This window comes from Peptoniphilus sp. oral taxon 386 str. F0131, from assembly GCF_000090945.1.
GTDB lineage: Bacteria > Bacillota > Clostridia > Tissierellales > Peptoniphilaceae > Anaerosphaera > Anaerosphaera mikwangii.
This window is the reverse complement of sequence record NZ_GL349422.1, coordinates 692,843-708,837: the sequence shown is the minus strand read 5'-3', so window position 1 is coordinate 708,837 and position 15,995 is coordinate 692,843. Positions and strand designations below refer to the sequence as shown.

Genomic DNA, 15,995 nt, shown 5'->3' with positions numbered 1-15,995 from the left:
ATTCAAAATTTCATAGGTTCCTTTTCCTACTGTTCCAAATCCAAGTAATGCTATTTTTATCAAATTATAATCCTCCTTAAATCCAAAAGATGTTTATAATAACATTATATCAAAATATACATATTTTTCTATTTAGAATAATCTTTCATTATGCTGAATTGACAATATTATGCTGACATGGTATATTAGGTTCAAAATTGTTAAGAAGGTGTACGAATTGAATAAAATAAATTTAGCAATATTTGGTGCAACAGGTTTGGTAGGACAAAAAATGAAACACATCTTGGAAGAAAGAAACTTAAATATAGACAACATATATTTTTTTGCTTCAAAAAATTCTGCCGGAAAGGTAATTTTTTTTAACAGTAAAGAACACTTTGTAGAAGAACTTTGTGAAAAAAATATTGCAAACAAAAAAATAGACTATGCACTTTGTGCATTGGATTCTCCTCTTGCAAAAGAATTTTTACCGTTAACTAAAAAATATAACATAACTGTTATAGATAACTCTTCCGCTTTCAGAATGACAGATGACATTCCTTTGGTTGTTCCGGAAATAAATCCTGAAAAAGCACTTTATGAAGGAAATATAATAGCAAGTCCAAATTGCAGTACAATTCAATCAGTTGTTGCACTTTATCCAATATATAAAAATTATGGAATAAAGAGAATAATATACACTACTTATCAAGCAGTATCCGGTAGTGGTGTCAACGGAATTGAAGATTTAAAAAGAGGTTTATGGGATGGAGAAAATCGCTTCTATCCGCATCAAATTGCCTATAATGTTCTCCCACATATAGATGATTTTCTTGACGACGGCTACACTAAAGAAGAAATGAAAATGGTAAATGAAACAAAGAAAATTTTTGGAGACAATTCAATTAAAATTACCGCAACAACCGCAAGAGTCCCTGTGTATGATTCACACCTTGTATCAATAAATGTGGAAACGAAAAAACCATTTGAGTTGACCGATATATTTGATATATTCAAAAACGAACCGGGTATAATTTTATATGATGATGTAAAAAATAATATATATCCTATGCCGATAGTTGCAAGAGGACGAAACGAAGTATTTGTCGGCAGAATACGAAGAGATTTCTCTGTAGAAAATGGAATTAATTTCATATCGGTTGCCGATAATACAAGAAAGGGTGCCGCACTCAATACAATTCAAATACTTGAATATCTCATAGATAAACAAAAATAAACTCGGAAGTTATCCGAGTTTTTTTCTGTCTTCTATGCTTTGTAATTTTGAAAATATACATCCGCAATAGTCTTGCCTATATAAATTATATTCTTTTGAAAGTTCAATACTTCTCCTGTAACCATTTTTCTTTTTAAAATCAGAATATAGATAATTTATTCCATATTTTTTTGCCATTTCTTCGCCGATTTTATTTAATAACTGAGAATTTTTATACGGACTTACTGAAAGCGTAGTTGTAAAATAATCAAATCCTTTTTCTTTTGCAAACTTTGCAGCTTCCTCAATTCTCAAATCAAAACACAGTTTACATCTATATCCGCCTTCACGTTCGTGTTCGTATCCTTTTATCTTATCAAAATATTCTGATGAATCGTAATCTATTACAATAAGCTCTATTTTATTTTTTGAAGGCAATCTTTCTATTACACTTCTCTGTTCAACTACTCTTGTATAAAATTCATTTTTTGTATCTATATTTGGATTGTAATATAAAACCGTTATTTTAAAATACATGCCAAGCCTTTCCAAAACTGAACTTGAACAAGGACCGCAACAAGAATGCAGTAATAATCTCGGTGGATTGTCTGTATCAAGTTTCTTTATTATATTTTCCATTTCAAGATTATAATTTATTTTATTCATATTTACACTTCCAAATCATTGTATCTAATTTTAACCTGTGATATAATTTTAGATGTCGTCGGGATGTAGCGCAGTTTGGTAGCGCACATGTATGGGGTGCATGGGGCCGAAGGTTCAAATCCTTTCATCCCGACCATTGCCGTGTATACACGGCTTTTTTATTCTTAATTTAAAACATTCCCCTTCTAACTGTCCCGTCAGATTCATCAATCGTTATTATATCACCTGTTTTTATTTTTGTTAATGCTCCAAACGCTCCAACTATTGTCGGAATTGAAAGAGCTATCCCTGTAATTGCCGCATGAGATGTGTATCCTGCAATTTCAGCTACTATTCCTGATGATCTTTCAACATATTTCATAATATCTTTATCTGTTGTCGTAAGTACTACTATATCTCCATCCTTAAAGTCTTTAATCAAATCTTCTTCGTCTTTTACAACTATAGCTCTTGCAGTAAGTTTTTTACTACCCATTCCTACACCCTTTGTCAATATTTCAGACACAGTTTGAACTTTTATTAAATTCGTAGAACCTGCAAGACCGACAGGGACTCCTGCTGTTACTATAACAGTATCTCCTGCTTTTAATAAATTTTCTTCCACAGCTCTTTCTATTGATATATTTATAACATCATCCGTACTTTTCAAATTAGGAACTGTAATTGATGTAGTTCCCCACTCAAGCGATAGCTGTCTTCTCACTTTTTCATTTGTAGTAGCTGCTATAATTTCACTTTTAGGTCTGAATTTTGAAAGTGCTCTTGTTGTATATCCTGATGTTGTAGCTGTTATTATTGCCTTTGCGTTTAAGTCTTCTGCTATTGTACATGTACTTTTACCTATTGCATTAGTCGTAGAATTTGAAATATCCTCTATTTTTTTTCTTAGTAATGCTCTATAATCTATAGAATTTTCTGTAACTTCTACAATTTTTCTCATAGTTCTTACAGCAAGAACAGGATATCTTCCGCTTGCTGTTTCCCCGGAAAGCATTACTGCACTTGTCCCGTCAAGTACCGCGTTTGCAACATCATTTGCCTCGGCTCTTGTAGGTCTCGGATTTCTCATCATAGAATCCAGCATTTGGGTTGCAGTTATTACAACTTTTCCCACAAGATTGCACTTATTTATTATTTCTTTTTGTGCAAGCGGAACTTCCTCCGTTTCAATTTCAACACCCAAATCTCCTCTTGCAACCATAATACCGTCTGACACTTCCAGAATTTCATCAAGATTTTCAAGACCTTGCTCTGATTCTATTTTAGATATTATTCTAATATCAAAATTATCAGCATCCTCTAAAATTTTTCTTATTTCAAGAACATCCGACTTTGTTCTAACAAAAGATGCCGCTATAAAATCAATATCATTTTCTATACCGAATAATATATCTTCCTTATCTTTTTCAGTCAATGCAGGTAATTTTAAATGTATTCCCGGAACATTGACTCCTTTTCTTGAAGAAATTTTTCCTCCGTTTTCAACAACACATTCAATTTCCGTACCGTCTATCTTTTCAACTCTTAAGCCTACAAGCCCGTCATCTATCAAAACTCTTGAGCCGATTTGCAAATCTTTAGGTAAATCTTTATATGATACTGATGCAATATTTTGATCTCCCTCTATATTTCTTGTAGTCAAAGTGAATTTTTCTTCAGTATCAAGTTCCACATCAATCATATTTTTAAAAAGCCCAAGTCTTATTTCGGGACCTTTAGTATCAAGCATTATTGCTACAGGAAGATTCAATTCTTCTCTAATTTTTTTTATCCTGTCAATTCTAACTTTATGTTCCTCATGTGAACCATGAGAAAAATTTAATCTGCAAACATCTAATCCCTCTAAAAAAAGCTGCCTTAAAACTTCTTCACTGTCACTTGCAGGACCTATTGTTGAAACTATTTTTGTTCTTTTCATAAATTATAACCTCTTTTAAATTGATATCTTTTTTAGTATATCTGATAAATCATCTTTAAATTCTTTTTTTATATTAAGCGCAATTTCAAGATTAAATATTTCTATCTTCCCCGAACATATCCCAACTGCATAAGCACCGCTATTTGAAATTATATATTCAACAGCGGCATTTCCCATGGCAGCTCCCATAATTCTGTCAACTACATTCGGATTCCCGCCTCTTTGTATATACCCTAATATTGTTACTCTCGTGTCAATTCCCGTAAGTTTTTCAAACTCCTCAGCAATTTTATAAGCATCCCCGGCTCCTTCTGCAAGTATTATTATATGGTGTCTTTTTCCTCTATTTTTACCCAAAATTGCTTTTTTAGAAATTTCTTCCATATCAAACTTTCTCTCAGGAACTATAATGCTTTCTGCACCTCCTGAAAGCCCGGAATACAAAGCTATATCCCCACAATTTCTACCCATAACTTCTACAATATTTGCACGTCCATGTGCCTCTGTTGTGTCTCTTATATTTGAGATTGCATGAGTAACTGTATCTATAGCTGTAAAAAATCCGATTGTATAATCCGTATATCCTAAATCATTATCTATACTAAGCGGTATTCCGATAACATCTATGCCTCTGCCTGCAAGAGCCAATGCTCCTCGAAGTGAACCGTCTCCGCCTGCCACAATTAATTTATCTATTCCAAAGACTTCCAATATATTGACAGCCTTATCTAATCCTTCATCGGTTTCAAACCTTTTACTTCTCGATGTACCAAGTATAGTTCCACCTCTCTGAATTATATCAGCTACCGAAGACTCAATAAGCTGAACTATATCTCCATCTATAAGTCCTTCGTATCCGTTCTTCACTCCATAGACTTCATAGCCCATATATATTGCACTTCTAACTACAGCTCTTATTACTGCATTCATTCCCGGTGCATCTCCACCGCTTGTTAAAATGGCTATTCTTTTCATTAACATTCACCTACTTAAGTACTATTTTTGATATATCATTATTCAAATACTGTAATAAGTCAAATTTTAAATCATCTATTTTTGAACTGTCAATCCAAAATTCTCTTTCAGCCCCAAATACACTACCTTCTTTTTCAAAATATAATACAACAGGTGTATCACCTCTATAATTTTTTAAACATAATTTAATTACATTTAATAAATCTTTATTTTCAAAAGAAGGTAGACTTAAATATAATTTATTTTTTGACGGTTCTGATACAGTCCTAAGTCCATCTACAATTATTTTTGGATTTTCAACATCGGATTCTTGGATATGACCTTCTACCAATAAAACTTTTCCCTCAATTAATTTATCCGTTACTTTTTCATATAAGTTAGGAAAAATTACAAGTTCTATCTGTCCATATAAATCCTCTAAACTTGCAAATGCCATAATTTTTTTATTTTTAGTTATCATTGTCTTTTTGTTTTTTAAAAGCCCAACAATTTTTACATAAGAATCTGTCTTTCGCATTGCATTTTTACTATTTTCAAATATAATACTTGTATTTGTAACATTCATATTTTTTATAGTTTCAATATAAGCATCCAATGGATGCCCTGATACATATATTCCCAAAATTTCCTTCTCAAAATCAAGTTTTTCATTTGTTGAAAAATCTCTTAATTTAGGTAAAACTTCTTTATCTTCATAGGAGTTCGTATCAAACAGCGAAAATTGTCCCTTAACATTATTTTTCAAATTGCCTATTACATTATCTATTGTCTTTTCATAAATTGCTAAATATTGAGCTCTATTTCCGCCAAGACTGTCTAATGCTCCGGATTTTATTAGATATTCCATAGCTCTCTTATTTATAGCTTGTGAATTTATTTCACATACTCTCTTTACAAAATCATTAAATGAACTGAATTTTCCGGCTTTTCTTGCAATTTCTATTGTTGATATGAAATTCTCATTCATATTTTTTATCGCTTTAAGTCCAAATCTTATATTATTTCCTTCTACCGTAAAATGTTTAAAGCTCTCATTTACATCAGGCGGTAATACTTCTATTCCAAGCCTTTTACACTCTTCTATATACAATGTAACTTGAGTTACTTTACCCATATAAGAAGATATTTGTGCCGCCATAAATTCTGTCGGATAATAATATTTCAAATATGCCGTTCTGTATGCAACTACTGAATATGCCACACTGTGACTTTTATTAAAAGCATATTTTGCAAAATCAATCATAAGGTCATAAATTTTATTTGCAGATGCTTCATCAACTCCATTTTCAATTGCTCCGCAACAAATTTTTTTACCATTTTCAATCTTGCCGTAAATGAAATTCTGTCTTTCTTCTTCCATTACAGCCATTTTTTTCTTGCTCATAGCTCTTCTGACAAGATCCGCTCTTCCAAGAGAATAGCCTCCTATTTTTTGAACTATTTGCATAACCTGTTCTTGATATACTATACAACCATAGGTGGATTTTAAAATATCTTCAAGCTTTTCATGAACATAGCTTATTTTGTTTAAATTATGTTTTGACTCTATAAATTTAGGTATTTGATTCATAGGTCCCGGTCTAAAAAGTGCATTTGCAGCTACCAGATCTTCAAAAGCATCCGGTTTCAAGTCTTTTAAAAATGCTCTCATCCCTGAGGATTCAAACTGAAATATCCCAAGTGTCTCCGCTTTTGCAAACATATTTAAAACATTACTGTCATTCAATTCCATGGAGCTGAAATCTATTTCAATACCATAATTTTTTTTAATTAAATTAAGAGCATCACGTATTACGGTAAGAGTTCTAAGACCTAAAAAATCCATCTTTAAAAGCCCAAGCTCTTCAAGTTCATTCATATTAAACTGAGTTGCAATAATCTTATCATTTCTTGTAAGAGGAACATAGTTTGTGATTGCATCTTTTGAAATTACAACTCCTGCCGCATGGGTTGAAGTATGTCTTGGCAAACCTTCAACTTTTAATGCCATATCTATTAATCTCTTTGCATCTTCATCTTCATTATATTCTTTATTCAACGAAGGACTTACAACAAGAGCATCTTTTATCGTCATATTAAGTTCTTCCGGAACTTGTTTTGCTATATAATCAACTCTACCATAGCTCATATCAAGAGCTCTTCCAACGTCTCTTATCGCTCCTCTTGCACCCATAGTACCAAATGTTACAATTTGTGCTACATTTTCAATGCCATATTTTTCTATTACATACTCGATAACCTCTTCACGTCTTTCGTAGCAAAAATCTATATCTATATCCGGCATTGATACTCTTTCAGGATTTAAAAATCTTTCAAACAGCAAATTAAATTTAAGCGGATCAATATCTATTATTCTAAGTGCATAGGATATTATAGAACCTGCTGCAGAACCACGTCCGGGTCCTACAACAATACCATTATCTCTTGCATATCGTATAAAATCCCATACTATTAAAAAATAATCTACATATCCCATATCTATTATTGTATGAAATTCATACTCTACTCTATTTGAAATTTCCTCATTTATTATCTCATATCTTTCTTTAAGTCCTCTGTCTACAAGAAACCTCAAATAACTCTCATTAGTAAAGCCGGCAGGAACTTCAAAATGCGGCAAATGTAAATTATGAAACTCAATATTTACATTACACCTGTCCGCAATTTTAACTGTGTTCAATAAAGCATCTTCATTACCTGAAAACCGTTCATACATTTCATCAATACTTTTTAAATAAAATTCTTCTGTTTGAAACTTCATTCTATTTTCTTCATTTACTGTTGTTCCGGTCTGAACGCATAATAAAACATCATGAGCTTTGGCATCTTCTCTATTGAGATAGTGAACATCATTTGTAGCTATCAAAGGTATATCTAATTTTGCGCTAAGTGTTTCAAGATATTTATTTACTTTCTTCTGCTCTTTTATATCATGATCTTGTAATTCTAAGAAAAAATTTCCTTTACCGAATATTTTTTCATATTTAAGTGCAGCTTCTTCCGCTCCTGTAAAATCTCCATAATTTAATTTCCTTTGAACTTCTCCGGCAAGACATGCACTTGTAGCTATTATCCCTTCATGGTATTTTCTTAATACATCTAAATCTATTCTCGGTTTGTAATAATAGCCGTTTACAAACCCTTCCGAAACTATCTTCATCAAATTTTTAAAACCTGTATAATTTTCGGCAAGAAGTATCAAATGAAATCTACTCATATTTTTATCAAATACTCTATAATTTCCATCCGCAATATAAACTTCACAGCCTATTATAGGCTTTATCCCTGCATTCTTACATGCCTTATAAAAAGCAATTGTTCCATACATGTTTCCATGATCTGTAAGAGCTATTGCCTTCATATTTAATTCTTTAGCTTTATTTGCAAGCTCTGAAATTCTCGCTGATCCATCTAATAACGAATACTCACTATGAACATGTAAATGCACAAAATCTCTCACTATATCACCTTTGCTTTCTAAATTAAAAGAGTTTTAATAGCCGCCTATTAAAACTCCAACACTCTAATAACGATTTATAAATTTATTTTCTACCAATTCTACCAATTTGTCAATTGCCTCTTGTTCATCAGAGCCCAAAGCTGTTAATACAACCTCTTCGCCGTTAAATACTCCCAAAGACATAACTCCTATAATACTTTTCCCATTAACTGTATCGCCGTGAGCTTGTAAGGTAATTTCTGAGTTAAAATTATTTGCTACTCTTACAAAGAGCGCTGCGGCTCTTGCATGCAACCCATCTTCATTTGTCAGCTTAACCGTTTTTGTTACCATTATGTTCACTCCTTAACTTACTTGCTATTTCTTTTATCTTATTAAGCCTATGGTTCACGCCGGATTTACCTACCGGTGGATTTAACATTTCTCCAAGTTCCTTTAGGCTTATCGAATCATCTTCTAATCTAAGTTCAGCAACATCTCTTAAATTTTTAGGTAAACTTTCAAGCCCGATTGTATTTTTTATATATTCTATATCCATAACTTGTTTTACAGATGTATTTACTATTTTATTCAAATTTGCATTTTCAAGATTTACAATTCTATTTACTCTATTATTGATATCCTTATAAACTCTGATATTCTCAAAGTCAAGCGTAGCTTTACTTGCTCCTATATAACTAAGCATATCTGATATTTTTTCAGCTTCTTTAATATATACGATATAAGATTCTTTTCTTCCCACTATTTTTGAGTTAAATCCTAAGGAATTTATTATCTCAGATAAAAATTTTGCATGTTCATATTTACTTGATACAAGCTCAAAATGATAATATTTTTCCGGATTTGAAATCGAACCCGCTCCTAAAAATGCCCCTCTAATATATGCTCTTTTACAACAGTCCATATCTAATATGGATATTGGCATATAGTTTGGCGTAAATACGTTTTCATTTCTAAGATAATCCACATCATACAATAAAACTCTTGATGCTCCGTCATCTTTTAAAATTATAGAATAAATGTTATTTTTTTTAAGCTGCTTTGATTTTGAAACTACTACTTCAACTTCATCAGAATAGTATCTCTTTAAAAATGTAAAAATCCTTCTTGCTACCGCTGCATTTTCAGTATTAAAGTAAATATTTATACCTTCGTTAAACTTCAAAGAAGCACACATCGGAATTAATCCGCTTAATTCTGCAACTATATCGCAATTTTGTGAAACCTTCATTTTTGCAACTTCATCTTTTACAGAGGAAGAAAAACTCAAACTCTCACCTCTTAAGATTTTATTATACTAAAGTTTGACATTTTTTTCAAATATTTGTACTTTAATATTATACATCTTTAGCAGCATTAATTAAAGTCTAAAATTAAATTATGTAAAATAATTCTTAGGGTTAAGAATTATATTATTGCTCTTATATCATCAACCCTAAGATTTTTTTCTTCTAAAAACTCTTGCATTTCATCTATTATGTCTAAAATTACATTTGGATTCATAAAATTTGCGGTTCCAACTTGTATTGCAGATGCTCCCGCCATTATAAATTCAATAGCATCCATTCCGTTTGTTATACCTCCCATGGCAATTACCGGAATTGAAACATTTTTGCAAACTTGATGTGTCATTCTGAGCGCTATAGGTTTTATTGCAGGTCCGGATAATCCTGCATAAGTATTGTTGAAAACCGCTTTACCTGTTTTTGCATCTATTGCCATTGCAAGAAATGTATTTACAAGTGAAATTCCGTCTGCTCCGGCTTTCTCCACTGCCTTTGCACTTTCTACTATATCTCTTGCATTTGGAGATAGCTTTACTATAAGTCTATGTCTTGTAGCTTTTTTTACTGCTTCTGTAACTAATGCTGCACTATCCGCCTCAATTCCAAAAGCCATTCCTCCATGCTTTACATTCGGGCATGAAATGTTTAGTTCAATTGCAAAAAATTCATAATCATTTAAAATTTTTGCAGCTTCAACATATTCTTCAACTGTATTTCCACCAAGATTTACTATCACATTTGTTTCAAGAGTATTCATTTTACCCAATATATTTTCTGCGAAATAATGTATTCCGGGATTTTCAAGTCCTATTGAATTCATAATTCCGGATGGAGTTTCCCAAATTCTGATTCCGTCATTTCCGCTTTTTGGATAATATGTTATTCCCTTTGATGCAATTCCGCCTAAAATTGACGGTTTATAATACTTTGTATACTCTTCTCCAAATCCATAAGTACCGGATGCAGGAATAATCGGATTTTTAAATTCTACTCCCAGTATTTCAGTTTTAAGTCTATTCAACTAAATCTCCTCCAAAAAACACAGGCCCTTCTTTACAGGCTCTCTTATTCCCATCTTTTGTCTTACATACACAAGAAAGACATGCTCCTACTCCACATCCCATTCTGTTTTCAAGTGACATGTATACTTCACAATTATTTTCATTGCCATACTCAAATACTTTACGCATCATAATTTCAGGTCCGCAAGTGTATATGAGTTTTTTATCATACTCCAATATATCTGTTATAAACCCGCCTTTTTTTGCCTTTAAGTTTACATCTAAATCTTTAAATAGCATTTCCAAGTTTTGATTTTCTCTTTCTCCGATATATAAATCAATTTTAACTGACTCATTATATCTTTTCAAACATTTTGAAAGATAGTAAAAAGGTGCTGCTCCTACACCTCCGCTAACAAGTGATATCTCCCTTTTATTTTTATAACAAAAATGATTTCCATATGGTCCAAAAAGTTTTATCTCATCATTTTTTCTAAGTTTAGATAAAAGTTTTGTTCCGATACCCCTAACTTCATATAAAAATAATATACCGTCTTCTTGCACATCAAATACGCTAATTGGACGAGAGAGCGTGGGATAATTATCCCACGCCCTTAACATATAAAACTGCCCGGGTTCTACATTGCTAATCTCGTCCACCTTCATTAAAAAATAGTTCTTATCAACTTCTCTATTATATATTACACTCGCCATATTTTACTCCGCATAAATAGTCAAAGAATCACAATATTCGCACTTATATTCTCTCTTTTCCGCATCCACAAGAGCAAAAGCATGATCTTGTACATTTTCAATATTTGTAATACATCTTGGATTTTTACAGTGCATTATTCCTTCAACTCTTTCAGGAAGTTCCATCCTAAGTTTCTTAACTCTTTCTCCATCTTCTATAAAATTTACAGTTGTATGAGGAGCAATAAGTCCAAGTACTGTGAAATCAAGGTTAAAATCTGTTTCAATCTTTATAAGATCTTTTTTTCCAAGTGATGTTGAACTTATATTTTGCATAAGAACAACCGGATCTGTAACCTCATCAAGCTTTAATGCCTTGTATAATATATGTCCCTTGCCACATTCAATATGATCAAGTACAATTCCCTTTTTTATTTTAGAAACATTTATCATATTAGCCCTCCATTCCAAGTAAGAACATTATAAGTGCCATTCTTACATACATTCCAAATCTTGCCTGTTCAAAATATACAGCTCTTTTATCACTGTCAACTTCTGTTGCTATCTCATTAACTCTTGGTAGCGGATGCAATACGATCATATCTTCTCTTGCAAGCTTCATCTTTTCATTATCAAGTATAAAGAAATCCTTTAATCTTAAATATTCTTCTTCCGATACAAATCTTTCTCTTTGAACTCTGGACATATATAGTATATCAAGATCTTTTATTGCATCAGTAAGACTTGTTGTTTCAGTATAGCACTTAGGATCAAGTTCATCTTTAAATTGCTTAGGCATTTGCAATTCTTCAGGTGATATAAATACAAACTTTATATTTTCATATCTATTCATTGCCCTTACAAGAGAATGTATTGTTCTTCCAAATTTTAAATCTCCGCAAAGCCCTATAGTCATATTATCAAATCTCTTTTTATAATATCTTATTGTCATTAAGTCCGTAAGAGTTTGTGTGGGATGTTGATGCCCACCATCTCCTGCATTTATAATCGGCATTCTTGTCATGTGCTTAGATGCAAGTAATGCTGCCCCCTCTTTGGGATGTCTCATACAAGCTATGTCCGCATAATTTTCAATAGTTCTAAGAGTATCCGAAAGAGATTCTCCTTTTGCTGTTGATGATACTTTTGCATCTGCAAAACCTATAATTTGTCCCCCAAGTCTCAGCATAGCAGATTCAAAAGATAATCTTGTTCTTGTAGAAGGTTCAAAAAAAAGACTTGCTAATAACTTTCCCTTACAAACATCACCATATTTAACAGGGTCTTGTAAAATGTTATCAGCCAGTCCAAATAATCTTTCAAATTCTTCAGTTGTAAAGTCCGACGGTTCTATTAAGTGTCTTAACATATTGTCCTCCCAATAAAAAAACTTGCCGTGCAGGATTGGCAAGTAAATAGACTCATATTATATCTATTACTTTTTTAGCGTCCCGCACTAATTTAAAAGTAATTTTCTTCTTGAAATAATATATACTAATATTAATCTAATGTCAATATTTTTATTCAAGCATGATATAATATTTTTCATAATAAAATTATTTATAAAAAATTCCTAAAAGTTTTTCGTCATTATTAAAAGTTAATGTATATATCAATTCCCCATTATTATATTTAACTTTTTGTATTACTAAAATATAATCCTGTCCGGTATTTTTATCTTTTTGGTATGATACATTAACATCCATAAAAGAATCAAAATCACCCTTACTACCTACATCAACATTTATCTGTTCTATAATCTCATCTGTCAAAGCATTTTTTAAATCATCCGAACATATATCTTTCAATCTAAATACATCTTTAGAATTAACTATCGAAATAACTTTCTGCGCATTTTTTGAATATTTTTCAACATCTTCAGCGGATGCTTTATTTGAATTTCCACAAGCGGAAACTAACAAACCGAATAAAAACAACATTACTAAAATTTTATATTTTTTCATAAACTCCTCCAATATTTTCTATTCTTTAAAACATATCCTACTAAAACAATATCTATAGCACTCCATATAAAGTATAATGTTCCTAATTCAAAATTAAATACATTTCCAATATAAATTAAAAAATCAAATAAGCCGTGGATAACTATTGCCACTAATAAATATCTATACTTCTTATTGTATAAAAATCCATTCCATATAATTACACTTTCACAAATATGAAATATTATAGCTAAAAATCTTTCATATATTCCTAGCATACTGAATTGAGATATATTAACATATAAAAGAACAGAATTTATAATTATAACAGCTTCAGCAATTCCATGTCCTAATCCAAAAACTATAGGTTCAATTATATCCTTAGAATTTCTTATTAGAAACTTTTTAAATAAAAATCTAAATGTTTCTTCAAAAATGCCTGCGCTGAAAGCTATAACGAAATTTAAGAGTGTAGGCATTTCTACTAATAAAACAGAAAAAAAGAATGTTGAATATAAATATGTTAAAATTGGCATTCTAATTAATTTTTGAGAAATAAAAAAGTTCAACATACCACATATAAATATAGTGATATAATTAAAAAATTTTTTATTCATTTAAAATCTCCTTATATACAATATATGAATATATCATTGGAAGGAATGTAATTGCCAATATTATGGCAATCATTATTATGTCTTCAAATTTATTTAAAAACATTGAAGCTATTCCGAATATTCCTCCGCCTATCCACACATATCCGCCAAATCTATGTGTTTTATTCCAAACATAATCACTGTGCAGTGTCCATGGAAGTTTTATTCCTACAGTATAATTTCTTTTTGTCTTTGGAAAATAATTTCCCATTAAAATAAATATCACATATATAAATCCCCTTGCCCATGTTGAAATATCAATTCGATTTCCAAGTGAATATGAAATTGACAAATATGATATAGCCACACTCAATACAGGTATAATCAAAAGAACTATTCTCATAGCACCTTCTCCCTGATATTTCCTTCGTGGATCTTTATCAGTTATAAAATATGTCCCAACATATAAAATCATCATAAATAACGGAATACCAAACAACGCAAAGTTTTTACTTGCATAATCATCGGCAAGATTATCACTTCCAAAATGAATCGGCATACTCTCAGGAAGCCTGTTATAATAAATAGCACCCATAATAATTGGTATAAATGTTATCAAAAGACCTATTTTAAATAATTTACTTCTACTCATTTTTAAGTTTCCCCTTTTTCATTCACCATACTAAAAACATATGACATAAGCTCTTCAAATACAGATGTATTTAAAACATAATTTCTAAAATTACCGTCTCTATACTCAAGAATTAGTCCGGCATCTTTTAAAATTGATAAATGATACGATACAGTTGCTTGAGTCATATCAAAATTTTCGGCTATATCACCTGCACTCATCATGCCATTCTTCAACATTTCTAAAATTTCTCGTCTATTATTATCACTTAATGCCTTAAAGGTTTTTTCCAACGACATATACTCACCTATTTCGAAATATTTCTAAATAGATTATAGTATATATAAATTAAAAAGTCAATTTTAAAATAGTTTCAACTTGTACTCAATAATTTGAATTTCAAAAATCACTATGCTATAATTCTTTAATAAAATTAAATTTGTAAGGAGAATTTTTATGGCTATAGAAAAAGTTAAAGAATATTTTAAAAAATTTAATATGGAAAACAGAATATTAGAATTTGAAACCTCAAGTGCAACTGTTGAACTTGCAGCAAAAGCTGCAAATTGTGAGCCTTGCAGAATAGCAAAAACTCTCTCCTTTAAAATCGGTGAAAATCCTATTCTAATAGTCGTTGCAGGAGATATGAAGATTGACAATGCAAAATATAAAAGTACATTTAAAGCAAAGGCAAAAATGCTAACCCATGATGAGGTATTAAATTTAATAGGTCACGAAGTCGGTGGAGTGTGTCCATTTGCAATAAATGATGGTGTAACTGTATATCTTGATGAATCTTTAAAAAGATTTGATACTGTTTTTCCGGCATGCGGAAGCAGTAACAGTGCGATAGAACTTACAGTTGAAGAACTTGAAAAATACTCCATGTTCAGTTCTTGGATTGATGTCTGTAAATTAATTTAGGCATATATCCCTATATAATTATTATGGAGATTGATATGAAATTTTGGATATTTATGTTAATAATGAACTTACTAATTCCGTTCAGCTTAATTATAATCGGATATAAATATAAGAAAAATCCACCTATGAAAATAAACAAATTTCACGGATACAGAACAAGTATGTCCATGAAAAATAATGAAACATGGATCTTTGCCCAAAAATACCACGGAAAATTATGCTCTTCATTAGGAATAATAATGCTGCCTATTTCAATTATATCTATGCTTTTTATAATAAAAAAAGATATAAATACAGTTGGTAAAATTGGCGGAATTATATGTCTGTTACAGCTTATAGTATTAATTTTAAGTATAATCCCGACTGAGAAGGCACTCAAAAAAAGTTTTGATTCAAACGGAAATAAAAAAATTCAATAACATTACAAATGACATAAAAAAATACCTCGATTTCTCGAGGTATTTTTTATTTTATATTATTCAATTATTTTTGATACTACTCCTGATGCTACTGTTCTTCCACCTTCTCTTATCGCAAATCTTAATCCTTCGTCCATTGCGATTGGTGTGATTAGAGTTACTGTAAATGTTGAGTTATCTCCTGGCATTACCATTTCTACTCCTTCTGCCAATTGGATATCTCCTGTTACGTCTGTTGTTCTGAAGTAGAATTGTGGTCTGTATCCATTAAAGAATGGTGTGTGTCTT

At 31.1% G+C, this 15,995-nt stretch carries 17 protein-coding genes, 1 tRNA gene and 1 pseudogene; 4 read left to right on the top strand and 15 right to left on the bottom strand.

Annotation, left to right across the window (positions count from 1 at the left end; translation table 11 throughout):
• Window positions 1–217 precede the first annotated feature (217 nt).
• Window positions 218–1,216, top strand: coding sequence for an aspartate-semialdehyde dehydrogenase (locus HMPREF0629_RS03380; protein ID WP_009221969.1), 999 nt, complete (start codon window positions 218–220; stop codon window positions 1,214–1,216).
• A gap of 9 nt (window positions 1,217–1,225) precedes the next feature.
• Here the strand turns inward: HMPREF0629_RS03380 and HMPREF0629_RS03375 are convergent, their stop codons facing one another.
• On the bottom strand, window positions 1,226–1,861 hold the full coding sequence (locus tag HMPREF0629_RS03375) for an epoxyqueuosine reductase QueH (protein ID WP_009221968.1): 636 nt from the start codon (window positions 1,859–1,861) through the stop codon (window positions 1,226–1,228).
• Between the two features lie 59 nt (window positions 1,862–1,920).
• On the opposite strand from HMPREF0629_RS03375, the gene HMPREF0629_RS03370 reads away from it, so the two are divergent.
• Window positions 1,921–1,997, top strand: a tRNA-Pro gene (locus HMPREF0629_RS03370).
• 33 nt (window positions 1,998–2,030) lie between these two features.
• On the opposite strand, the gene pyk is transcribed toward HMPREF0629_RS03370, so the two are convergent.
• The 13 genes from pyk to HMPREF0629_RS03305 all read right to left on the bottom strand — a co-directional run bounded on the left by pyk (window position 2,031) and on the right by HMPREF0629_RS03305 (window position 14,663).
• Entirely contained in the window at window positions 2,031–3,779 is a 1,749-nt protein-coding gene (gene pyk / locus HMPREF0629_RS03365) for a pyruvate kinase (RefSeq protein WP_009221967.1), read from the bottom strand.
• A 15-nt stretch (window positions 3,780–3,794) separates the two neighbouring features.
• Entirely contained in the window at window positions 3,795–4,754 is a 960-nt protein-coding gene (locus tag HMPREF0629_RS03360; RefSeq protein WP_009221966.1) for an ATP-dependent 6-phosphofructokinase, read from the bottom strand.
• A 10-nt stretch (window positions 4,755–4,764) separates the two neighbouring features.
• A complete protein-coding gene (locus HMPREF0629_RS03355) occupies window positions 4,765–8,214 on the bottom strand; it encodes a DNA polymerase III subunit alpha (RefSeq protein ID WP_009221965.1) in 3,450 nt (1,149 codons plus the stop codon).
• A gap of 63 nt (window positions 8,215–8,277) precedes the next feature.
• Complete coding sequence (locus tag HMPREF0629_RS03350; RefSeq protein ID WP_009221964.1) at window positions 8,278–8,547, bottom strand: HPr family phosphocarrier protein; 270 nt, start codon at window positions 8,545–8,547, stop codon at window positions 8,278–8,280.
• Window positions 8,528–9,484, bottom strand: coding sequence for a DNA-binding protein WhiA (gene whiA, locus HMPREF0629_RS03345; protein ID WP_009221963.1), 957 nt, complete (start codon window positions 9,482–9,484; stop codon window positions 8,528–8,530). Before whiA ends, HMPREF0629_RS03350 begins: the two co-directional genes overlap by 20 nt.
• A gap of 137 nt (window positions 9,485–9,621) precedes the next feature.
• Window positions 9,622–10,521 carry a dihydroorotate dehydrogenase gene (locus HMPREF0629_RS03340; protein WP_009221962.1) on the bottom strand — a complete coding sequence of 300 codons (900 nt, stop codon included), beginning with the start codon at window positions 10,519–10,521 and terminating at the stop codon, window positions 9,622–9,624.
• On the bottom strand, window positions 10,514–11,215 hold the full coding sequence (locus HMPREF0629_RS03335) for a dihydroorotate dehydrogenase electron transfer subunit (RefSeq protein ID WP_009221961.1): 702 nt from the start codon (window positions 11,213–11,215) through the stop codon (window positions 10,514–10,516). The genes HMPREF0629_RS03340 and HMPREF0629_RS03335 overlap by 8 nt, the downstream gene beginning before the upstream one ends.
• Window positions 11,216–11,218: 3 nt before the next feature.
• The gene (locus HMPREF0629_RS03330; RefSeq protein ID WP_009221960.1) at window positions 11,219–11,647 is read right to left on the bottom strand and encodes an aspartate carbamoyltransferase regulatory subunit; all 429 of its coding nucleotides are present in this window, start codon (window positions 11,645–11,647) and stop codon (window positions 11,219–11,221) included.
• Between the two features lies 1 nt (window position 11,648).
• A complete protein-coding gene (gene pyrB, locus HMPREF0629_RS03325; RefSeq protein WP_009221959.1) occupies window positions 11,649–12,563 on the bottom strand; it encodes an aspartate carbamoyltransferase in 915 nt (304 codons plus the stop codon).
• Window positions 12,564–12,750: 187 nt separating this feature from the next.
• A complete protein-coding gene (locus tag HMPREF0629_RS03320) occupies window positions 12,751–13,158 on the bottom strand; it encodes a DUF3887 domain-containing protein (protein WP_009221958.1) in 408 nt (135 codons plus the stop codon).
• On the bottom strand, window positions 13,155–13,754 hold the full coding sequence (locus HMPREF0629_RS03315) for a YhfC family glutamic-type intramembrane protease (protein WP_009221957.1): 600 nt from the start codon (window positions 13,752–13,754) through the stop codon (window positions 13,155–13,157). Before HMPREF0629_RS03315 ends, HMPREF0629_RS03320 begins: the two co-directional genes overlap by 4 nt.
• Window positions 13,747–14,385: an SdpI family protein gene (locus tag HMPREF0629_RS03310; RefSeq protein WP_009221956.1), complete on the bottom strand. Its 639-nt coding sequence runs from the start codon at window positions 14,383–14,385 to the stop codon at window positions 13,747–13,749. Before HMPREF0629_RS03310 ends, HMPREF0629_RS03315 begins: the two co-directional genes overlap by 8 nt.
• A gap of 2 nt (window positions 14,386–14,387) precedes the next feature.
• Complete coding sequence (locus HMPREF0629_RS03305; RefSeq protein ID WP_009221955.1) at window positions 14,388–14,663, bottom strand: autorepressor SdpR family transcription factor; 276 nt, start codon at window positions 14,661–14,663, stop codon at window positions 14,388–14,390.
• Between the two features lie 157 nt (window positions 14,664–14,820).
• On the opposite strand from HMPREF0629_RS03305, the gene HMPREF0629_RS03300 reads away from it, so the two are divergent.
• Window positions 14,821–15,288 (top strand): YbaK/EbsC family protein, encoded by a 468-nt coding sequence (locus HMPREF0629_RS03300; protein WP_009221954.1) that lies wholly within the window; start codon window positions 14,821–14,823, stop codon window positions 15,286–15,288.
• A 35-nt stretch (window positions 15,289–15,323) separates the two neighbouring features.
• On the top strand, window positions 15,324–15,707 hold the full coding sequence (locus HMPREF0629_RS03295; RefSeq protein WP_009221953.1) for an SdpI family protein: 384 nt from the start codon (window positions 15,324–15,326) through the stop codon (window positions 15,705–15,707).
• 56 nt (window positions 15,708–15,763) lie between these two features.
• On the opposite strand, the pseudogene tuf reads toward HMPREF0629_RS03295, so the two are convergent.
• Window positions 15,764–15,995 (bottom strand): annotated as a pseudogene (tuf, locus tag HMPREF0629_RS07810) (elongation factor Tu); the annotation flags it as partial.